Annotated in this window: 23 protein-coding genes, 1 riboswitch and 1 other annotated feature; of the genes, 2 read left to right on the forward strand and 21 right to left on the reverse strand. The window is 28.7% G+C overall.

All coding sequences use genetic code 11. The features are described from left to right. Nucleotides 1–18 precede the first annotated feature (18 nt). From proB to E0D94_RS10940, 9 genes are all read right to left on the reverse strand, one after another. Nucleotides 19–807 (reverse strand): glutamate 5-kinase, encoded by a 789-nt coding sequence (proB, locus tag E0D94_RS10900; protein WP_130807594.1) that lies wholly within the window; start codon nucleotides 805–807, stop codon nucleotides 19–21. Between the two features lie 10 nt (nucleotides 808–817). After that, entirely contained in the window at nucleotides 818–2,059 is a 1,242-nt protein-coding gene (locus E0D94_RS10905; RefSeq protein WP_130807595.1) for a glutamate-5-semialdehyde dehydrogenase, read from the reverse strand. Nucleotides 2,060–2,112: 53 nt separating this feature from the next. Beyond that, nucleotides 2,113–2,317: a binding site (T-box leader), on the reverse strand. 46 nt (nucleotides 2,318–2,363) lie between these two features. Then, nucleotides 2,364–3,092 carry an amino acid ABC transporter ATP-binding protein gene (locus E0D94_RS10910; protein ID WP_130807596.1) on the reverse strand — a complete coding sequence of 243 codons (729 nt, stop codon included), beginning with the start codon at nucleotides 3,090–3,092 and terminating at the stop codon, nucleotides 2,364–2,366. Nucleotides 3,093–3,106: 14 nt separating this feature from the next. Beyond that, the gene (locus E0D94_RS10915; protein WP_130807597.1) at nucleotides 3,107–3,850 is read right to left on the reverse strand and encodes an amino acid ABC transporter permease; all 744 of its coding nucleotides are present in this window, start codon (nucleotides 3,848–3,850) and stop codon (nucleotides 3,107–3,109) included. A gap of 24 nt (nucleotides 3,851–3,874) precedes the next feature. Continuing rightward, complete coding sequence (locus tag E0D94_RS10920; RefSeq protein ID WP_130807598.1) at nucleotides 3,875–4,720, reverse strand: transporter substrate-binding domain-containing protein; 846 nt, start codon at nucleotides 4,718–4,720, stop codon at nucleotides 3,875–3,877. A 112-nt stretch (nucleotides 4,721–4,832) separates the two neighbouring features. Continuing rightward, nucleotides 4,833–5,017, reverse strand: a riboswitch (Lysine riboswitch). Between the two features lie 80 nt (nucleotides 5,018–5,097). Then, on the reverse strand, nucleotides 5,098–5,907 hold the full coding sequence (gene proC, locus E0D94_RS10925) for a pyrroline-5-carboxylate reductase (RefSeq protein ID WP_130807599.1): 810 nt from the start codon (nucleotides 5,905–5,907) through the stop codon (nucleotides 5,098–5,100). Between the two features lie 17 nt (nucleotides 5,908–5,924). Continuing rightward, nucleotides 5,925–7,703 carry an adenine deaminase gene (ade, locus tag E0D94_RS10930; protein ID WP_130807600.1) on the reverse strand — a complete coding sequence of 593 codons (1,779 nt, stop codon included), beginning with the start codon at nucleotides 7,701–7,703 and terminating at the stop codon, nucleotides 5,925–5,927. Nucleotides 7,704–7,782: 79 nt separating this feature from the next. Further along, nucleotides 7,783–9,072, reverse strand: coding sequence for an NCS2 family permease (locus E0D94_RS10935; protein WP_130807601.1), 1,290 nt, complete (start codon nucleotides 9,070–9,072; stop codon nucleotides 7,783–7,785). Nucleotides 9,073–9,255: 183 nt separating this feature from the next. Continuing rightward, the gene (locus E0D94_RS10940; RefSeq protein ID WP_242620533.1) at nucleotides 9,256–10,449 is read right to left on the reverse strand and encodes a MalY/PatB family protein; all 1,194 of its coding nucleotides are present in this window, start codon (nucleotides 10,447–10,449) and stop codon (nucleotides 9,256–9,258) included. Nucleotides 10,450–10,539: 90 nt separating this feature from the next. Here E0D94_RS10940 and E0D94_RS10945 point away from each other — a divergent pair, with 90 nt between their 5' ends. Next, nucleotides 10,540–11,016 carry a glutathione peroxidase gene (locus tag E0D94_RS10945; RefSeq protein WP_130807602.1) on the forward strand — a complete coding sequence of 159 codons (477 nt, stop codon included), beginning with the start codon at nucleotides 10,540–10,542 and terminating at the stop codon, nucleotides 11,014–11,016. A 117-nt stretch (nucleotides 11,017–11,133) separates the two neighbouring features. Continuing rightward, nucleotides 11,134–11,475: a phage holin family protein gene (locus E0D94_RS10950; RefSeq protein WP_165442946.1), complete on the forward strand. Its 342-nt coding sequence runs from the start codon at nucleotides 11,134–11,136 to the stop codon at nucleotides 11,473–11,475. Nucleotides 11,476–11,536: 61 nt separating this feature from the next. On the opposite strand, the gene E0D94_RS10955 is transcribed toward E0D94_RS10950, so the two are convergent. From E0D94_RS10955 to E0D94_RS11005, 12 genes are all read right to left on the reverse strand, one after another. After that, nucleotides 11,537–13,519, reverse strand: coding sequence for a urocanate hydratase (locus tag E0D94_RS10955; protein ID WP_130807603.1), 1,983 nt, complete (start codon nucleotides 13,517–13,519; stop codon nucleotides 11,537–11,539). A 12-nt stretch (nucleotides 13,520–13,531) separates the two neighbouring features. Next, nucleotides 13,532–15,061 carry a histidine ammonia-lyase gene (gene hutH / locus E0D94_RS10960; RefSeq protein WP_130807604.1) on the reverse strand — a complete coding sequence of 510 codons (1,530 nt, stop codon included), beginning with the start codon at nucleotides 15,059–15,061 and terminating at the stop codon, nucleotides 13,532–13,534. 21 nt (nucleotides 15,062–15,082) lie between these two features. After that, on the reverse strand, nucleotides 15,083–16,387 hold the full coding sequence (locus tag E0D94_RS10965; protein WP_130807605.1) for a Na+/H+ antiporter family protein: 1,305 nt from the start codon (nucleotides 16,385–16,387) through the stop codon (nucleotides 15,083–15,085). 135 nt (nucleotides 16,388–16,522) lie between these two features. After that, entirely contained in the window at nucleotides 16,523–17,401 is an 879-nt protein-coding gene (gene ftcD, locus E0D94_RS10970) for a glutamate formimidoyltransferase (RefSeq protein WP_130807606.1), read from the reverse strand. 179 nt (nucleotides 17,402–17,580) lie between these two features. Next, a complete protein-coding gene (locus E0D94_RS10975) occupies nucleotides 17,581–18,270 on the reverse strand; it encodes a cytochrome c biogenesis CcdA family protein (protein WP_130807607.1) in 690 nt (229 codons plus the stop codon). 82 nt (nucleotides 18,271–18,352) lie between these two features. After that, nucleotides 18,353–18,481 carry a hypothetical protein gene (locus tag E0D94_RS15130; protein ID WP_278044701.1) on the reverse strand — a complete coding sequence of 43 codons (129 nt, stop codon included), beginning with the start codon at nucleotides 18,479–18,481 and terminating at the stop codon, nucleotides 18,353–18,355. Further along, entirely contained in the window at nucleotides 18,471–18,737 is a 267-nt protein-coding gene (locus E0D94_RS10980; RefSeq protein WP_130807608.1) for a metal-sensing transcriptional repressor, read from the reverse strand. Before E0D94_RS10980 ends, E0D94_RS15130 begins: the two co-directional genes overlap by 11 nt. 65 nt (nucleotides 18,738–18,802) lie before the next feature. Continuing rightward, a complete protein-coding gene (locus E0D94_RS10985) occupies nucleotides 18,803–19,012 on the reverse strand; it encodes a heavy-metal-associated domain-containing protein (protein ID WP_165442947.1) in 210 nt (69 codons plus the stop codon). 221 nt (nucleotides 19,013–19,233) lie between these two features. Then, nucleotides 19,234–19,761, reverse strand: a complete 528-nt coding sequence (locus E0D94_RS10990) for an ECF transporter S component (RefSeq protein WP_130807610.1) — start codon at nucleotides 19,759–19,761, stop codon at nucleotides 19,234–19,236. Between the two features lie 195 nt (nucleotides 19,762–19,956). Continuing rightward, nucleotides 19,957–20,112 carry a FeoB-associated Cys-rich membrane protein gene (locus E0D94_RS10995; protein WP_130807611.1) on the reverse strand — a complete coding sequence of 52 codons (156 nt, stop codon included), beginning with the start codon at nucleotides 20,110–20,112 and terminating at the stop codon, nucleotides 19,957–19,959. Beyond that, on the reverse strand, nucleotides 20,113–22,113 hold the full coding sequence (feoB, locus tag E0D94_RS11000; RefSeq protein WP_130807612.1) for a ferrous iron transport protein B: 2,001 nt from the start codon (nucleotides 22,111–22,113) through the stop codon (nucleotides 20,113–20,115). A 58-nt stretch (nucleotides 22,114–22,171) separates the two neighbouring features. Then, a complete protein-coding gene (locus E0D94_RS11005) occupies nucleotides 22,172–22,456 on the reverse strand; it encodes a FeoA domain-containing protein (protein WP_130807613.1) in 285 nt (94 codons plus the stop codon). Between the last annotated feature and the right edge of the window lie 7 nt (nucleotides 22,457–22,463).

The following is a 22,463-nucleotide window of genomic DNA, read 5'->3' on the forward strand; positions in this document are numbered from 1 at the left end:
CTATAAATAACATTTAATCTAAGGCAAAAATAAAGTTGATTTTGCTTTATTTTCTAATAAATCCATTAATATATTTTCTTTTTTTCCATTTGCAAGTATCATAGGTATTCCATATTTATTTACTTTTTTAGCTGCTTCAATTTTAGTTACAATCCCACCTGTTCCAAAATAATTTTCTTTACCAATAGTTATATTTTTTAACAATTCATCTATATTTGTAACTGTTTCAATCATAACAGCATCATCATATTCTTTAGGACTTTTATCATAAACTCCATCAATATCACTTAATAGTACTAATAAATCAGCACTAAATAAATTTGTTGTAAGTGCTGATAATGTATCATTATCACCTATTTTTATTTCTTCTACACATATTGTATCATTTTCATTTACGATTGGTATAATACCTTCATCTACAAGGGTAAATAAAGTGTTTCTTATATTTAAAGTTCTATAGTTATCTAAAAAATCTTCTCTAGTTAGTAATACTTGTCCAATTGTTAGATCATATTTATTAAAAGCATTTAAATAAGCATTCATAAGCTCAACTTGACCTATAGAACTTAATGCTTGTTTATAATGTATATCTTCTTTTCTTGACCATTTACCTATTGAACATACTCCTGATATTATCGCACCTGAAGAAACTATAATTACTTGTTTGTCCATTTCTCTAAGTTTAGATACTTGAAAAGTTAATTTATTTAAAAACTCTTTATTTATAGTTCCATCTTCATTAGATAAAGTATTACTACCTATTTTAATTACTATCTTTTTACTCCTTTTAATTATATCTGAAATCATTTAAATCATCTCACTTTCTAATCTGTCCATCTCCTACAATTGTATATTTATTTGAAACCAATTGATTTAATCCTACAGGTCCTCTGGCATGAATTTTTTGCGTACTTATTCCCATTTCTGCACCAAAACCAAATTGTGATCCATCTGTAAATCTTGTTGAAGCATTTACATATACTGCTGCTGCATCAATTCTTTTTTGAAATAAATTTGAATTTCTTAAACTCTCCGTTATAATTGCTTCTGAATGTTTAGTTCCATATTTATTTATATGATTTATAGCTTCATTTACATCATTAACAACCTTTATTGCTAAAATATAATCTAGATATTCTTCTATATAATCATTTTCCTTAGCTTCTTTTATATCTATAGCTTCTAAAGTATGTTTACATCCTCTTAACTCTACTCTATTTTCAAGTCGTTCTCTTAAATTAAGCAAAAATTCATTTTTTATATTTTTATGAATAAGTACAGTTTCACAAGCATTACATACTCCTGGTCTTTGTACTTTTGCATTTTCTATTATATCTAATGCTTTGTTTTGATCGGCTGATTCATCAACATATATATGACAATTTCCAACTCCTGTTTCAATAGTAGGTACAATTGAATTCTTTACTACAAAATCTATTAACTTTTTACCGCCTCTTGGAATAATTAAGTCAAGATATTCATTTAATTTCAACATTTCATCAACTAATGCTCTATCTGTATCATCAATTAATTCTATTATATTTTCAGATATATTACTATTTTTCAAGCCCTGCTTAATAGCATATACTAAAGCAATATTTGAATTTATAGATGATGAACTTCCTCTTAATAATATACAGTTTCCACTTTTAATAGAGAGTGAAAAAGCATCTACTGTAACATTTGGTCTAGATTCATATATTATACCTACAACTCCTAGTGGCACCGTCATTTTGCTTATAGTAAGTCCATTTTCTATTGTCCAAACTTCATCACTTTTCCATATAGGATCTTTAAGGGATATAATTTCTTGAATTCCTTTTATCATATTATCAATTCTATATTCATTTAGTAACAATCTATCAATTAATGAATCTTTCATACCATTTTTTTTAGCTATAATTATATCTTTTTTATTCTCACTTATTATTAAATCTTTATTCTCATTTAAACTTTCTGCAACTTTTTGTAATGCATTATTTTTATCTATTGTATTTGCTAATGATAAATCATAAGAAGCTTTTTTTAAACTTTTACTCTTTTCAAGTAAACTTGACATATTAATCATCCTTTCTTTTACATAATAATTTCATATAAAAAAGTCCTCATCTCATAAGAGACGAGGACTTTACTCGCGGTACCACCCTTGTTAGTCATAAAAGACTCACTTAACTAATCTTAACGCGACTAAAAACGTAACAGCTTAATCACTGCATACTCAGAAGTAGGTTCAAAAAGTTATCTTATAGGATTCTCAGCAATTTCCCATTCTCTGTTAAAGAATCACTTTTTTAATAATCTTCATCATAGTATTTATAACTATTAAAATATTAATAATATTATAGTGCTTCTTTTTTTGTTTGTCAATGTAAAATTCTTCTTAGAAATTCTCTAGTTCTTTTTTCTTTTGGATTATTAAATATCTGTTTTGGAGAACCTTGTTCTTTAATTATACCATTGTCCATAAATACAATTTTATCAGCAACCTCACGTGCAAAGTCCATTTCATGAGTAACTATAAGCATAGTTAGTCCAGTATCAGCTAGTTTTCTCATAACTTTTAAAACTTCTCCTACCATTTCTGGATCTAATGCAGATGTTGGTTCATCAAATAAAATTACATCTGGTTCCATAGAAAGAGCTCTTGCTATTGCCACTCTTTGTTTTTGTCCTCCTGATAAATATTTTGGCATATACTCAATATAACTATCCATACCAACTACCTCTAGATATTTTAAAGCAATCTTACGAGCATTATCTTGTGATTTTTTAATTACTTTTAAAGGACCTATAGTGCAATTTTCTAATACATTATAATTGTTAAATAAATTAAATTGTTGAAAAACCATACCTAATTTAGTTCTGTAATTATGTGAATCATTTTGTAATATATCTTTACCTCTATAAAGTATTTTTCCTCCATTTATATCTTCTAACAAATTAATACAACGAAGCAAAGTAGATTTTCCTGACCCAGATGAACCTATAATACATACCACTTCTCCTTTATTGACAGAAAAATTTATATCTTTTAACACTTCATTATCTCCATAAGATTTACTTAAATTTTTAATTTCTATTATGTTGTTCAACTATATCACCTTCCTTATGCTGCTTTAACATCTATTTCAATTTGACTTTTTACCCTATTATATCTTATAGGTTTATCTATTCTTTTCTCAATATTTCTTAAAATTCTAGTAATAGTAAAAGTAAGTAAAAAATAAATTATACTTGCTATAAAAAAAGCTTCAAAAAACCTAAAATTATTTCCTGCTATAGATTTTGTTTGAAAAAATAATTCTGTTACTCCTATAACATTTAAAACAGATGTGTCTTTTATATTTATAACAAATTCATTTCCTGTTGCTGGTAATATGTTTTTAATTACTTGGGGTATTATAATGTTTTTCATTGTTTGAAAATGATTCATTCCCAAAGCTTGAGCAGCTTCAAATTGTCCATTATCTATAGACATAATTCCTCCTCTAACTATTTCAGACATATATGCTCCTGTATTAATAGAAACTATAAAAATAGCAGCTAATAGTCTATTCATGTGTATATCAAATGCTAAAGCAGATCCATAGTATATGACCATTGCTTGTACAATCATAGGGGTTCCTCTAAAAAACTCTATATATATAGATAACATCTTATTAATAATTTTAATAACTATATTTTTCATTCTATTGTCAGAAAGAGGTATGCTGCGTATTATACCTATTAATAATCCTATAAAAGATCCAATTATAGTACCTGTTAAGGCTATAACTAAAGTGATTCCTGCTCCTCTAATAAACATAGGCCAATCTTCAACAATCATTTTTGATACATATTCAAAACTCATATTTTCCTCCTTTGATTTATGTCATCATTCCTGTGATGTAGGTTGATTCTTAATAGCTTTATCCATTATATCTTGACGCTCTTTCCCTGAAATACCTTTTAATATTTCATTTATCTTTGCCCTTAAATCACTTTCTTTTTTTAACCCTACAGCAATTGCTGTATCATCATCTGAAGTATTAAAACCCTCTTGAAAATTAACCATAGCAAAATTATCATTTGCAGCTATTGCACTTACTCCTTCTGGTCTTTCTGATACATATCCATCTATCATACCAGATTGTAATGCAACCCTCATAGCTGGAAAACTATCCATAGCTACATCTTTCAATACACCATCTATTTGATCTATTACACTATAATGAAAAGTATTTAATTGGGCCGTTACCTTTGCCCCTTTAAAATCATTAATAGATGTAGAATCTTCATATTTACTACCTTTTTTTACTATCATTACTAAATCTGATTTATAATAATTGTTACTAAAATCAATTGTTTCCATACGTTCTTTTGTAGGTGACATACCTGCTATTATTGCATCTATTTTGTTTGAAGTTAATGCTGGCAATAACCCATCCCATTCAAGTTTAACTATTTCTAATTCCTTGCCTAATCCTTCTGCTATTTTCTTTGCAATTTCTACATCATATCCACCAGCATATTCTGAGTTACCACTTATTTTAACTGCTCCGTTAGAATCATCTATTTGTGTCCAATTAAATGGTGGATATCCTGCTTCAAGACCTACTTTAAATGTATCACTATTATTTGATGATTCTGCACTTTCTATATTAGATTCTCCATTACATCCTATTAAACTAATATTTATTAATAAAATTAGAATTAACATTAAAATTATTTTTCTATTCATTTTTTATTCTCCCTTAAAATTATTTTTTTGTATAAAAATAAAGCACCCAACAGGATAGTTAGATGCTTTTATAAACATAGCAAAGCTAAGACATCCTCTCCCTTCTAGCTCAGTGTGAGATAGCACAACATTATCGCATGGAGCTAATATGCAATAATGACAGTCCCATATCTATTAAATATGGACCCAGCATTAGATTTTGGTATCTAAAACTTCGGCAACAATTCCTTTTACTATACTTCACAGACTTCCAATCTCCATATAGCTACTTATAATTATTGCGCCTCTACCCCACCTAGTAAGATGAGGATTTTTATTAAATTTTAATTTCATTTATGGTATCATGGTTATTTTAAAATGTCAAGAATATTTTAAATTTATCTATTATTCATTTTCTCTGATTTTTTCACACATATATTCATAGCATTAATAATAGCATTTCTAAATCCATCTTTTTCTAGGGATGATACTGCCTCAATAGTAGTTCCACCAGGTGAACAAACCATATCCTTTAATTCTCCCGGATGCTTTCCTGTTTCTAAAACCATTTTAGCAGAACCTAGAACAGCTTGAGATGCAATTTTATATGCTTTTTCTCTTTTCATACCATTTAATACTGCACCATCAGCCATAGCCTCTATTAACATAAATATATAAGCAGGAGAAGATCCACTAGTAGCAGTTACTACATCCATTAATTTTTCTTCAAGAATCTCCGCATCTCCAAAACTTTTAAAAATTCTTAGAATCTCTTCTTTTTCATCATTACTAATTTTATCATTAAAAGATATAGCAGTCATACCTTCTCCAACTAATGCCGGTGTGTTGGGCATCGCTTTAACTACTTTTAACTTTTTACCAAGATCATTCTCAATATTTTCTATTGATTTTCCTGCTGCTATATTTATAATTACTACGTCTTCTTTAATAGAATTTTTTATTTCATTTATTAAATCACTATAAACATTTGGCTTGACAGCTAAAAATAAAAAATCAGATTCTTTTGCTACTTCCATTTTATTTTTAGCTACAGATACTCCAAAGCTTTTTCTTACATAGTCTAAATTTTCCTTATGATTATCAAATACTAATATATTTTTAGAATTCAATATACTAGAATTTGCTATTCCTCCCACCATTGCTTTTCCCATATTTCCACAACCAATAAAGCCAATTATTTTATCCATTTTAAACACCTCATTATTTATATGTTTAGAAATAAATCTACTTTTTCCTGATTTAATACATCAATTATACCTAAATCACTCATTTTAGCATTTGGAATAACTGGAAGTGCTAAAGTTGCTATTCTAAGGAGTGGATTTTTTATGTCAACTAACCCAAATCCTCTCAAAGCATTTTTCATTTTTCCAGCTTCTTCTGCTAATTCTTTACAAGTTTTTTTAGAAAGAAGACCAGCTATAGGTAAGCTTAAATGTTCTACAAATTTTTCATTTTTAGCACAACTTATTCCTCCGCCAATTTCGATTAAATCTTTTGCTACTATATGACCATTTTTGGGATTATCGTAACAAATAGTTAAGTTATGAGAATCATGTGAAACCGTAGATGCAATAGCACCTTCCTTAGTTCCAAAATTCCTAACAATTCCATAACCTTTTGTTTTAAAACCTTTATGTCTATTTATAACTATAACATATTTCAAATCAGGATCATGGGATATATCTAAATAACCCTCTTTTACAGGTAACTCTTCTACAACAAGATCTGTGGTTGACGATTTAAGGGATCTATATTTTATTACATTTGTCTTAATATAACCTTCTTTTATAGGAGCTTTTATTTTAAAATCATTTTTTTCTATATTATCTACATACACTGTATTTATATTTTCTATTTCAAATTCTTTCGGCTCTATATCTTTTTTCATTTTTCCATTTTGAGCAACTAATTGACCTCTAAAAAATACCGATTCTGGCTTTATGTCTTCTAGAGAATCTACCACTAACATATCCGCTACATATCCAGGTGCTATTGCTCCTAAATTTCTAATATTTATTTCTCTTGCTATGTTTAAACTAGCACTTCTTATTGCATCAATTGGATTCATACCAGATTTCACTGCAGACTTTACAACATCATTCATATGTCCATTTTCTAAAATATCTTCAGCTTCTCTATCATCTGTGCATAAAGTAAGATAATCTAAATATCTAAATTTACCCACACCATTAACTATGTCTTCTACATTTTTAGATATTGAACTATCTCTAGCATCTACATACATTCCTACTCTCATTTTATCTACTGCTTCTTTAGCTGTTCTACTTTCATGATCAGTTGTTGGACCTGCACACATATATGCAGATAAATCTTTTCCACTTAAATAAGGAGCATGACCTTGTATAAATAAATCTTTTTCTTCCACTAAATTTAAAATATCTACCATTCGCTTATCATTGTTTATTACACCTAAAAAGTCCATTACTTCTCCTAAACCTATAACTCTATCTAGATTTAATATCTCTTCTATATCTTCTTTTTGGAATTCAGCACCTGCATTTTCTTTTCCTGGAACAGAGGGAACACATGATGGAGCAAGTATAAATTGATTCATCGGTACATCTATGCTATTATCTATCATATATTTTACACCATCTATTCCACAGACATTTGCTATTTCATGAGGATCTGTAATCACAGTAGTAGTTCCATTAGGAATAACAGCTTCTGCAAAATTCCTTGGGGTCATCATTGTGCTTTCTATATGTATATGAGCATCAATTAATCCTGGAATTAAATATTTTCCTTTAGCATCATAATGATCCTTAGCTTTTATTTTAACTTCATCTGTATTTAATCTTATATGAGAAATAAATCCATCATATATTCCAACATCACCTGTATATATCTCACCTGTAAATAAATTTAATATATTAGCATTTTCTATAGCTAAATCACATTCTATTTTACCTAAAGCTGATTCTATCAATTTCTTTTTATCTTTGGGCATAATTTTCATAATATTCATCTCCTTATAAAAAATTAGTATAGTATATTTAAATTACCCTATTATACCATACTAATCTTATTATTTATATTTACATTATTATAAAATAGTAAACTAATGGAATACACAATATATATATTCCCCAATGCACATCTTTAAATTTAAAAGTAACTAATTTCACAAAAGCATAAGATATAATACCTACACTTATACCATTAGAAATACTAGATGTATATGCAGTAAATATTATTGTAGCAAATGCAGGAAAACTCTCGGTAAAATCTGAAAAGTCTATATCTTTTATCCCAGATAACATTAATAACCCTATAATAATAAGCGCTGGTGCTGTAGCTTCTGATGGTATCATTCCTGCAATAGGTGTTAAAAATATTGTAAGTAAAAAACATATTGCAGTAAAAACACTAGTAAGACCAGTACGCCCACCTTCTTCAACTCCAGCAGCAGATTCTATATATGTTGTAACAACTGTTGAACCAAACAAAGCTCCAGTAACTGTAGCTATTGCATCTACTAAAAAAGGCTTATTTATATCTGGAAGATTACCTTCTTCATCTAATAAGTCTGCTTTAGCAGATACTCCTAACAAGGTTCCAAGAGTTGAAAAAAAGTCTCCCACAAAAAAAGTAAACATAAGCGGTATAAAACTCAATTTTAAAGCACCTAAAATATCAAGTTTTAAAAATATAGGTTCTATTGATGGTGGCAATGTAATTAAAGTATTTGGTACATTTGTTATTCCCATAGGTATACCAATTAATGTTGTAGCAACTATTGCAATTAATATACCCCCTTTTATTTTATTAGCCATAAGAATAACTACAATAGCAAGTCCTATTAATGACAAAAGTGCACCTTTATCACTTAAACTTCCCATTTTAATTGACCCACTGGAAAGATCCATAAAATGAGCACTATTAAAACCAATTAATACAATAAAGAAACCAACTGCAGCTCCTATTGCAAGTTTAATATTTTTAGGAATTAATTTTACTATTACTTCACGAAGACCTAATGCTGTAAGAATTAAAAATAATACCCCTGATATAAATACCATACCAATTCCTTCTTGCCAAGTCACAAGTCCCCCTGCTACAAGTGTAAAAGCAAAAAATGCATTACTCCCCATAGCTGGTGCCATAGCAAATGGTAAATTTGTAAAAAGCCCCATAACCAAAGTAAAAACTCCAGAAAGTAGTGCTGTTACTACTGTAACTGCTCCCACATCCATACCTGCAGCTTGCATAAAACTAGGCTGAACAATTAATATATATGCCATAGTCATAAAAGTTGCTACCCCAGCTGTCATTTCAGTTTTTATATTAGTATTTCTTTCATTTAACTTAAATATATTTTCTAACATATTAAAAACCCCCTTAGTCGTTTTCTACGTTTCCCATTGTAATACTTTTTTCGACAAAAGTCAACATTTTTTATAAAAATTAATTTATAGTTCGGTTTTTATGCTCCAGAGTAGCAATTTAATAATATAACAAAAAAAATATTCGTATTTTTCAATACGAATATTTTAATATTTGCTACTTCACTATTCATTTATTGCTTTTGACAATCTTTTTAATCCTTCCTCTAACATACTTCTTGAACAAGCGAAGTTTAATCTCATAAATCCTTCTCCATCTTTACCAAACCAAGTACCACCATTTAATGCTATTTTCCCTTTATTTATTATTTTATTTTCTAAAATTTCTCCATTACCTTCATATTTTCTTAAATCAATCCAGGCTAAATATGTAGCTTGAGGTTTTATAAATTTTGCCTTTGGAAGATTTTTATTTAAATATTCTTCAATAAACTCTATATTACCTTGCAAATATTTTAATAATTGTTCCAGCCAATCTTCTCCTTCCCTATATGCTGACTCAACTGCAGCTATACTTAAAGGATTTTGAAATCCGATATTATTAAGATCTAATATTTGTTGGAATTTTTCTCTAAATTCACTATTTGGTATTATAATATTAGATGCTTCCATACCAGCTAAATTGAACGTCTTACTTGGTGCAGTACATGTTATTGAATTCATTTCAAAATCTTTATTAATAGAAGAAATCATGGTATGTGTATGCCCTTCATATACTAAGTCATTATGAATCTCATCTGCCATTATTAAAACATTATTTTCTAAACATATATTACCTAGTTTTTCTAATTCAGCTTTTGTCCATACTCTACCTATTGGATTATGAGGACTACAAAGTATAAATATTTTTACATTTTCACTTTGTATTTTTTCTTCTATATCTTTAAAATTAATATTATATTTTTCACCATCAAATTCAAGGGGAGAATTTACTACATTTCTATTATTATTTTCAATTGAACGTCTAAAAGGATAATATACAGGTTCTTGTATCATAATACTATCTTTTTCATCTGTAAATGCTTGTATAATATAATTTATAGCTGGCACAACACCTGGAGTATACATTATCCATTCTTTTTCTATTTTATAATCAAAACGCTTATTTATCCATTCAACAATAGCATCATAATATGATTCTGGTCGTTTACTATATCCATATATAGGATGATTAGCCCTATTAATAATTGCATCTTCTATAGGCTTAGCTACTCTAAATTCCATATCAGCTACCCAAAGTGGTAATAAGTCATCTCTTCCAAACATCTCCTTCAATATTTCAGGATCCCACTTTCTAGAATAAGTATTTCTTCTATCAATTGTATTATCAAAATTATATTTAATATTAATTTTTATCATCCTTTCATAAATTCTTTATAAAACTAATTGTAGGTTTTATACCTTTATTATAAGGGTATATTAAAATTAAAGCAATGAAAGGATGATTTTATGAGTATATATGATATTGAAGTAAAAAATATTAATGGAGAAAAAGTTAAACTAGAAAGATTTAAAAATCATGTTATGTTAATTGTAAATACTGCATCTGAGTGAGGTCTTAAAAACCAATTTGGAGAATTGGAAGAATTATATCAAAAATATAAAGATAATGGATTTGTAGTTTTAGCATTTCCTTGTAATCAATTTAAAAATCAAGAACCACTTTCAAATGAAGAAATAAAACACAAGTATCCAACAAATTATGATATTACTTATCCCATATTTGAAAAATTAGATGTAAATGGTGAAAACGAGCATGCACTTTATAAATATCTAAAAAAAGAGCAAGGTGGACTACTGGGTAGTAAAAAAATAAAGTGGAATTTCACTAAATTTTTAATCGGTAAAAAAGGCAATGTTGTAAATAGATTTGCACCTACTACAAAACCTAAAGATATAGAAACTAATATAAAAGAATTATTATAATAAAAACAATCTATATTTATAATTTTTTTGAATAATTTTCTTTTTTTACTAAATAATATATTTATATCACTAACTTTCAAATAATATGTGATATCTAAATCTGAAAGGAGAATTATTATGAGTATAGGAAAATTAATTATTAAAATCATAGTAGCTGCTCTAGCTATAGCAATCACAGCTTTTTTTGTTCCAGGTATGTCAAACGAAGGAGGAGTATGGTCACTTGTCCTTGCTGCTATAGTCATTGGTTTACTCGATTGGACAATATTAAAATTAACAAGTATAGATGCATCACCTTTTGGTAGAGGTATAGTAGGTTTTATTGTGGCAGCTGTTATATTATATATCACCGGTATGCTTGTAGAGGGTTTTACAGTAACATTATTAGGTGCTCTTATTGGTGCTCTCATACTTGGAGTAGTAGATGTATTTATTCCTGAAGATAAAAAAGTAATGTAAATATAATAAAAGTTGGAATGATATATACCATTCCAACTTTTATTTATAATATTTTAATTTGTTATTTTACTAATTTATTTATTAATTTATCATCTGCTAAATTAGGTATAGTTATATGGTTACTGCCAGAAAACTTCTCATTATACTCTTTACAAGTTTCTATAGAGTTTTCATTTCTAGCCCAATTTCTTCTTGCAACTCCACCCATTACATCCCATGGAATAGAAGTTCTTAATATTTCATCAACTCTTTTGCTACCATCTAAAACCATACCAAATCCACCATTTATGGATTTACCTATTCCTACTCCTCCTCCATTATGAAGAGCTATAAGACTCATTCCTCTAGCAGCATTTCCTGCAAAACAATGTGTTGCCATATCAGCCATTATATTGCTACCATCTTTTATATTTGCTGTTTCTCTAAAAGGAGAATCAGTTCCTCCTGTATCATGATGATCACGACCAAGCATCACAGGACCTATATCACCTTTTCTTACCATTTCATTAAATTTTAATGCTATATCACGTCTTCCTATTGCATCTTGATATAATATTCTAGCTTCAGTTCCTACAACCAAACCATTTTTTTCTGCATCTCTTATCCAAATATAATTATCTCTATCTTGACCTCTTCTATTAGGATCTATTATATCCATCGCAGCTTTATCAGTTTTTATTAAATCTTCATGTTTTCTACTTAAACACACCCATCTAAATGGCCCATATCCATAATCGAATAACATAGGTCCCATAATATCTTCTACATAAGATGGGAATATAAATCCTTCTGATTCATCAACACCATTTTTAGCAATAGTTTTTTCACCTGCATCATAAATAGCTTTCATAAAGCTATTTCCATAGTCAAAGAAATATGTTCCGCTATTACTTAATTCTTGTATTAATTTGAAATGATGTCTTAAAGATTCATCCACAAGTTCAATGAATTTTTCTTTATCTTTATCTAAAAGTTCAGTTCTCTCATCAAAAGTTAATCCTTGTGGACAATATCCACCATCATAAGGAGCATGACATGAAGTTTGGTCTGAAAGCAAATCAATATTTATATTATTTTCTACTGCATATTCTAATAAATCAATTATGTTACCATGATATGCATAAGCAATAGATTCTTTATTTTGTAATGATTTTTCTACTTTTTCAAATAGTGATTTTAAATCTTCGTATGATTCATCTATCCAACCTTGTTCAAGTCTAGTCTCTATTCTTGATTTATCTACTTCTGCTATTATAGAAACTGCATTTGCAATTTTTGCAGCCTTTCCTTGAGCTCCACTCATTCCTCCAAGACCAGATGAAACAAATAAATACCCTCTTAAATCACCATCATCAGCAACATTCAATTTAATTCTACCTGCATTAAGAATAGTATTATAAGTACCATGAACGATGCCTTGAGGACCAATATACATCCATCCTCCTGCTGTCATTTGACCATAATTAGCTACTCCCATTGCTTGAGCTTTTATCCAATTTTTTTGATCATCAAACATGCCTACCATTAAAGAGTTTGTAATTATAACCCTTGGACTAGTTTCCGAAGATTCAAACACTCCTAGAGGATGTCCTGATGCAATCACAAGTGTTTGTGTATCTGTTAGGTTTTCCAAATACATTTTAACTAATCTGTATTGCATCCAATTTTGAAAAACTTGACCTGTTTCACCATATGTTACAAGTTCATAAGGATATAAAGCTACATCAAAATCTAAATTATTATCAATCATAACTTGGAATGATTTTCCTTCTATACATTTCCCTTTATATTCATCTATAGGCTTTCCATATAATTTACCTTCAGGTCTATACCTATAGCCATAAATTCTTCCTCGAGTAAGAAGTTCATCTAAAAATTCAGGTGCTATTTCTTCATGTAACTCTTCAGGAATATATCTTAAAGCATTTTTAAGTGCTATCTTAATCTCGTTTTGAGTTAGTGTTAATTCCCTAACAGGTGCTCTTCGTATGCCTTTAATAAATTCTTTTTTTGGTGGCAAAGTGTTTGGTAATTTAATATCCATCTTTAGTCCTCCTTATAATACTCTTCCAATTTTTTCTTCTACTTTAGAAATTAGTTTTTCATTTTTTAATATTTTTTCTGTTCGTTCTATATCTTCATTCATTATTCTATCTTCTGTTAAAGTAGGAATCTCTTCTCTAATTATATTATAAGCAATTTCACTTCCAGCTCCTAATCCAGTATCCCCTCTTAAATCAATAGCTTGACAAGCAGCTAACATTTCCATAGCTATAACTTTTCTTGAATTATTTAGTATATCTCTAGCATGCCTAGCCGAAATAGTTCCCATAGAAACATGATCTTCTTGATTTGCAGAAGATGTAATAGAATCAACACTGGCAGGATGAGCTAAAACTTTATTCTCTGACACTAAAGAAGCAGCAGAATATTGTACAATCATAAATCCAGAATTTAATCCACCTTTTTTAACTAGAAACGCTGGAAGTCCTTCACTAAGTGCAGGATTTACGAGTCTTTCAAGCCTTCTTTCAGATATATTAGCAAGTTCTGCTATACCAATTCCAAGAAAATCAAATGTTATTGCCATAGGCTGACCATGAAAATTACCTCCAGATATTACTTGCTCTTCTTCAGTAAATATTAAAGGATTATCAGTTGCTGCATTCATTTCAAGTTCTATCTTTTCTTTAGCATAACTAAAACAATCTTTACTAGCTCCATGTACTTGTGGAGTACATCTTAAAGAATATGCATCTTGTACTCTTTTTTCTCCTTGTCTAGTAGTCATTTTACTATTATTTAATAGATCTAAAAGATTTTTTCCTGTGTTTATTTGTCCAATATGATTTCTAGCTTTGTGTATTTTTTCATCATATGCATCTATTATCCCATTTAAAGCTTCATTTGTTAATGCTGCAGAAATATCTGCTAATTTACTTAAGTTTAAAGCATCATATATTGTTAAAGCACCTACTGAAGTCATAACTTGAGTTCCATTAATAAGTGCAAGTCCTTCTTTGGAAGTTAAATCTATAGTTTGAATTCCTGCTTTTTCCATAGCTAATTTCCCAGGTAATTCTTCACCTTTATATATAGCTTTACCTTCTCCAAGCATTACAAGAACCATATGAGCCAAAGGAGCTAAGTCACCACTTGCACCAAGTGAACCTTGCTCAGGTATCACAGGATGAACTCCTTCATTTAACATTTCTAATAAAGTGTTTACAGTTGATAATCTAATGCCTGAGTAACCTTTAGAAAGGGCATTAATTCTAAGTAACATTATACCTCTTACAACATCTTCACTAAAATGTTCTCCAACACCACAAGAATGACTTATAATTAGGTTTCTTTGTAGTTTTTTTGTGTCTTGTTTTGATATAATTACATCACTAAATTTTCCAAACCCTGTAGTTATACCATATACAACTTTTTCTTCATCAACATATCTATCTACTAACGCCCTTGAATTATTTATGTTTTTTATAGATTGTTCTGACAATTTAACCTTTTTATTATTTCTTACAACTTCAATAAACATATCTAAATCTAGATTTTGACCATCAATTAATATTTCTGTCATTTTATTCCTCCAATAATTATTTTATAATAAAACTGCTGCAATTGTCCCCATTATTAATAGTGGTATATTATAATGTAAAAATGTTGGAACAGAGGTATCCCATATATGATCATGTTGTCCATCTACATTTAATCCAGCTGTTGGACCAAGTGTACTATCAGAAGCAGGAGATCCTGCATCTCCAAGAGCACCAGCAGTACCTACTAAAGCAATAGTAGCTGCAGGACTAAATCCCATAGCTATAGCAATTGGTACAAATATAGCTGCTAATATAGGAATAGTTCCAAATGAAGTCCCTATACCCATTGTTATTACTAATCCTATTAATAACATTAGAAATGCTGATATTAATTTGCTACCTCCCATAATACTTACACTTGCTTCAACTAGAGAGTCTACCCCTCCTGTAGCCCTTATAACAGATGCATATCCTGAAGCAACTAACATAACAAAAGCTATAAATCCCATAAGACCTATTCCACCTGTTATAACATCATCCATATTGTTCCATTTAAACGCTCCAAAAACTAACATTATTACAAGTCCTACAATTGCTCCTAATGGTAGAGACCCTGTAGTTATCTGAATTGTAAATGCAGCTATAGCTCCTACAATTGCCCCTATATGAGACCGGTTCAAATTCGTATCTATTGTATAATCTGTATCAGCTTCCATTACTTCAGTTTCTTCATAATTTCTAGGTTTTCTATATGAAATTAAAATAGCTATAAATAGTCCTACTACCATTCCAAGACCTGGTAAAAGCATTGATTTCCAAACCATTCCTGTCACAACATCCATACCATTTTCTATTAAAGAGTCTCTAATTATATTATGAAATATAAGACCAAAGCCTGCTGGTATCATAATATAAGGTGCTTTAAGACCAAAAGTCAATGCACATGCTACAGCTCTTCTATCTATTTTTAGCTTATTCATCACTGTAATAAGTGGTGGAATTAATATTGGTATAAAGGCTATATGAACTGGTATTAAATTTTGAGATAAACATGCAATACCCGCTATCAAAAAAATAAATATAACCTTTTTGTTTTTTATTACTGAACCAATTTTTAAAGCTAATATTTCTGCTGCACCTGTTTTTCCAATAGCAAATGCTAATGCACCTAATAAAATATAGGATAAAGCAGTTTCCGCATTTCCTCCCATACCTTCTATTAAAACTGTCATTGTTTCCCCTAAGCCCATTCCTGAAATTAATCCTCCAGTTATGGCAGCTAAAATAAGTGCTATTAATATATTCACTTTTATTAAACTAAGAATAACCATTACTATTACTGAAATTAATACTGGATTAGTTAACATTACATCACCCCTTTTTAATATTTTATTTATAGTTAGTCCCAAAAAGAACTAATTAAAATAAATTATTAAATAATTTTAACATATTTCTTAGATATAAGCAATATACTAAAGTTAGTACGGGGTGATGAATATTAATTACATATAGATTTGTTCTACTTCAAAATCATCATTTAATTTAATATAGAATTGAAGTAATTCTTTTAAAGCATATGCAGGTACTGGCCCTACTAATTCAGTACTAACTACATTTACATTATATCTAGATAGTTCTGATTTAATAGTTTCATAAACTCTATGGATAGGTGTTTCCTCATAATTAGTAAGATTCATTGAAATTTGAACTTGTTTTTTCTCAGGTATATCTAGCGCTATAGCTCTTACATGCTTATAACCACCCTTAGCACCACGAATAGCTTTAACTACTTTCTTTGCAACTTCTTTATCTTCTGTATCTATATTTACATTAAAAGCTATAAGGGCAAATCTTACACCTGTAACAGTTGCTCCTGCTTTTGGATTAAACTCAAATGGACCTTCATCTGGAGCCCAGTTTTCATCCTTCATTTTTTCTTCAAATGCTTCATATTGACCTTTTCTAATTTTAACTAAACTCTTTCTATCATCTCTTGTAGCTGCATCTTCATAATAATATACAGGTACTCCAAGACTACCTAAATATTTTCCATATTCCTTAGCTATTTCTACTGCTTCTTCCTTTGATACATTTTTTACAGGTATAAATGGTACTACATCTATAGCTCCCATTCTTGGATGACTACCTTTGTGTTCAGTCATATCAATTAACTCAAGAGCTTTTTTTGATAATCTTTTTGTACCTTCTAAAACTGCCTTAGGATCACCTTTATAAGTGAAAACACTTCTATTATGATCTTTATCAGAGTTTTGATCAATTAGTTCTAAATCCCCATTTTCCATTAAAGCTTCTTTTACTTTTTGTACTTTTTCTAAATCTGTACCTTCACTAATATTTACTTCTGCAAGTAATACTTTCATTTAAACAACTCCTTTATTAATTAATTTATATATTATTTAAAAGTAATTTTGTTCTATTAATACTGAAAACATTTTCAATTACTACCATTTACATTATAACATATATACATTATTTTTTTAATATTAAATAAACTTAAGAACATGTAAGATTTTAACTCAAGTTCTAATTAATATTTCATCTATATATGAGTTTTAAAAGCTATTAAGAAAAAATATATTCCTACAATTATTATAATTAATCCTAATATTTTATATATGATATATTGAAATTTCATTTTTTTTGTTAATGAGTATAGCTTTTTAGATGATATTCCAAATATAAAAAAGATGATACTATGCCCTAATCCAAAGCTAAATAATATTAATCCTCCATATAATATACTTCCTTTTATCATAGCTAGTGTTAAAATTGATATAACAAAAGGTAAACTACAAGGTGTAAATATTAGTGACATACCTATATTTTTAATAATTTTCTCTATGAAAGTATCTTTACTATTACGTAATACTATTATCTGTATTGGAATTAAATCTTTTATATTAATTCCAAATAATCTAGATCCCATATATAAATATATAATACCTGCTAAAATATAACTAAATCTCATAAGAGTATGTAAACTAGACCCTAGCAAAGAAACTACCACACCTAGGATTGTTAAGGTTAAAGCAAATATAAGAGAAAATATTAAAACTTTAATTCCTCTTTTTGTAGTGTTTTTATCATTGATAACATTACCTATAAATATAGGTACCATAGATAACATGTGAGGATTTAAAGAAGAAACAAATCCTATAAAAAACATTATAAAATATGCTAATATTGAATTATTCATAATAATACCTTTAAAATTATCTATATACTCCAATTATATCCCTCCAAAAAAAGATAAGCTAAATATATTTAGCTTATCTTTAGTAGTTTGATTAAATTTTAAATTATAATTTTGGTTAAAATATTTTAATAGGAATAAAAGCAAGTAATACTTTTTTATATTCAATATATTCTTCTCCAAAATTAGCAATCATGATTTTTTCTTCTTTTTTAGATAGTATTATATAAATTATTTTATTTAGCATATTTCTCTATAATATAAAAAATTTCTTCTAATCTATCATTATCAGCTTTTAGAAAAGTATATTCTTCTATATGTTCTAAAGTATGTTGATGAATTAATTTTATATTAGATTTTTTTAGTATAGATTGAATAGCCAATATTTGCTTTGATATTTCTATACAATGTCTATCTTCTTCGACCATTCTTATAATAGCATCTAACTGTCCTCTTGCCGTTTTAAGATTATTTATTAGTTTAGACTTTTTAAATTTATTCATCACTACCTCCTAATTTCTACATATATAACAAAATATATCTTAGATTAAGCCAAAATATATTCTTACTAAATTACATATAAAAACTCATATCCTACTTTTTCAATTGCTTCTTTAAATTTAATTTCTTCTACATCATGATCAAGCTTAACTCTAGATTGTTGTTTTTCTAAATTAACATCTACAGATTTCACACCACATATATTTTGTAATGATTCTTTGACATGACCTGCACAATTTTCACAAGATAATCCTTTTAATTGTAAAGTCTTTTTCAATTTTTCATCCCCTTCCATGAAAACTAACTATTGCATTAAATATATTAACTATTAATATTTAATGCAATTTATATGCCAAGCAGAAACAAAAAAGGAGAACCCTAAGGTTCTCCTTTTTTCAGTATTAAATTTCAATATTACTTTTAAAAGCTGAATTAAAATGTGTTATATCAAACAACTATATTTTTTTATGTATGATATAATACATAAGTTTATTTTCACTAAGCATATTGATTAAAATATTTGGTTTTTTTTAATGCAATTCCTATTGGTATAAATATTAATGCTCCTGCAAATGCTTGAATAGAGTTTGCAGGAATACTGGTTGCTGCAACTAAAAAACTTCCTTTCATAATACCACCAGCAACAAAATATCCAAACACCATCCATAGAGCTCCAAATATTAACGAAATACTATTTCTAATATTTATCAAATTATCACTTTCACCATTAGAAATTAAGCCAACAAAATATCCCATTAGTCCTTTTATTATAAGAGTCGGAATTATCCAATGAGTATAACCTAAAAGTAAATCAGCCATAGCTGAGCCAATTCCTCCTGCAATAGCACCTTTCTTTTTACCAAAAATAATTGCTGATAAAAATATCATACTATCTCCTAAATGAATATAGCCTTCCGTTGAAACTACAGGAATTTTAATCATCATTGTTGATACAGCTACTAATGCTATCAAAAGTCCTAAGATTGTTAAATTTTGAATTTTGTTGTCAATTGTGTTTTTGCTCATAATAAATACCCCCTTGATATAAAAATTAACATTCCATTAATCTTAATTTTAGTTTATCACGGAAGTGTATTGCTGTAAATTCTATTTTACTTATTTAATTGATATTGTACCGCTACAATTTTATTTTATAATTTTTTATATATAATTAAAACCCAAAGTAAATACTTTGGATTTTAATTATATATACTATTTTATTTAACTACAATTACAGTTATTTTTGTTACTCTTAGCTCCTCCATGAGGACAACCAATACATTTAGCACCATTTTTCTTTTCTTTAACAACTTTGCCAATGGAAAGTCCGAGAATTGCTAATATCACTAACCCAACTATTATATTTCCCATAGTCATCTATACCGCCTCCTGTAATTTAAGTGCTGCTTTTTTATTACCTTTTTTAACAAGGTATGCCAGACAACCTATCATAAGTCCAACAACAATAGCACCTGGAATAAATCCAGCCCCTAAAGAACCTGTTGTGAATAATGTTCCTACTTGATAAGTAAAGAAAGCTACTGAATAACCCATCCCAAATTGGAATGCAATGCCACCCCAAAGCCACCTATTATCTTCCATTTCTGAATTCATAGCACCAATAGCAGCAAAGCATGGAGGGGTAAATAAGTTAAATACAAGATAAGATAATGCTGCAACTGAAGTTAATCCCATAACACTTGCAACATCTTCAGCTCCTGATATTAATGCAAACTCTTCAGTATCTATGAAATTTGTTATTGAATAAACTACTGCTAAAGTACCAACTACATTTTCCTTTGCAATAAATCCAGTAATTGCTGCTGCAGCTAACTGCCACGTACCAAAGCCTAATGGAATAAGAATTAAAGCAAATGGTGAAGCAATACTAGCTAATATACTTGTATTTTCTGTACCTTTAGCTACTACTTCAAATCTCCAATTAAATGTTTGCATAATTTGTACTGTTGCGTTACAAAGAAGTATAATTGTACCTGCTTTTATAATAAATGCTTTTGCACGAGAAAACATTGAAATAATACCTCTTTTAATACTTGGAAATTTATATTCTGGTAACTCCATAATGAAGAATGATCTTTTATTTTTTTCTCCAGTAATTCTTACTACAATTAAAGCGCTAATAATTATAATTAGAATTCCCATGAAATACATAGATGTACCAATCCATGCTGAATTTCCAAAAAATACTCCAGCAAATAATGCAATGACAGGTAATTTTGCACCACATGGCATAAAAGGAGTTAACATTGCAGTAGTTCTTCTTTGTCTTTTATTTTTTATAGTTCTAGTTGCCATAATACCAGGAATAGCACAACCTGTACCTATCACCATAGGAATAATAGATTTACCTGATAAACCAACCTTTTTAAAGAAACGATCCATAAGTACTGCAACACGTGCCATGTAACCACAATCTTCAAGTAATGCTAATAAGAAAAATAATACCATTATAAGTGGTAAAAATCCGACTACAGCACCTACTCCACCAATAATACCATCTAAAAGTAATGAGCTAAGAATTGGTGATACATTTTCGCCTAATATACCTTCTACTGACACATATAGTCCATCAATCCATCCTACAAGTGTATCTGCCACTAATGGTCCTAAATGCTCTTGAGAAATTGAAAATACCGCCCACATAATAAGTGCAAAAATCGGTAATCCAATCCATTTATGTGCTAAAATTCTATCTATAGCATCCTGCTTGGTTTGTTTGTTGCTATCTATTTTTCTTATCTCAACCTCTTTAACAATATTTTTCACAAAATTATAGCGTTCTTTATCAGATTCTTTAACAGCTTCAGCATCTTTCAGATCAATATATTTATATTTAAAAGGAGCCTTTTGTTTAGTCCCTTTAACCTCCATAGCTTTAGAAATTAAAGTATCTAAATTATTATTTTTAGATTGAGTTGATATAGTCTTTACTATAGGACAACCTAAATATTTACTTAATGCTTCTACATCAATCTTTGTATTTTTTCTTTCATTTATATCACTTTTGTTTAGAGCTACCACTACAGGAATATCTAATTCCATTAGTTGAGTTGTAAAAAATAAACTTCTACTTAAATTTGTAGCATCTACAATATTAATTATTACATCAGGATTTTCATTTTTAACAAAATTACGTGTAATAGTTTCTTCTGATGTAAAAGGTGACATAGAATAAGCACCTGGCAAATCTACTGCTATAATATCTGCCCCTGTATTATTTAAATTCTTTTTAATATTACCTTCTTTTTTTTCAACGGTAACTCCTGCCCAATTTCCTACATGTTCAATTCTTCCCGTAATAGCGTTAAACATAGTTGTTTTACCACTATTAGGATTACCTGTTAATGCTATTTTCATAGTATTCCTCCCCAATTATTTAATTTAAATTTATATTAAATATTAACCTTAGTTAACTTTATACAATAATTACTTTTGCAAGTTCCAAGTCAATGCTATATCTTGCATCTTTTACAGATATAACATAATTTTCTGCCAACACAGATATAACAGTTACTTTTTCTCCTTCATAACAACCTAAGGTAAAAAGAAAATCCTTCATCTCTTCATCATCTGTTTCAATATCTTTTATTGTATATTCTACATTCATCTTAGCTTTAGATAAGTTTTCCACTATATCACCTTTTGCCTCTCTACATTCATAAATTCTATTTATAATTCCACTAACTAAACTCTCAGTCATATATGTA

This window comes from Senegalia massiliensis, from assembly GCF_900626135.1.
Classification (GTDB): Bacteria; Bacillota; Clostridia; order Tissierellales; family SIT17; genus Anaeromonas; species Anaeromonas massiliensis.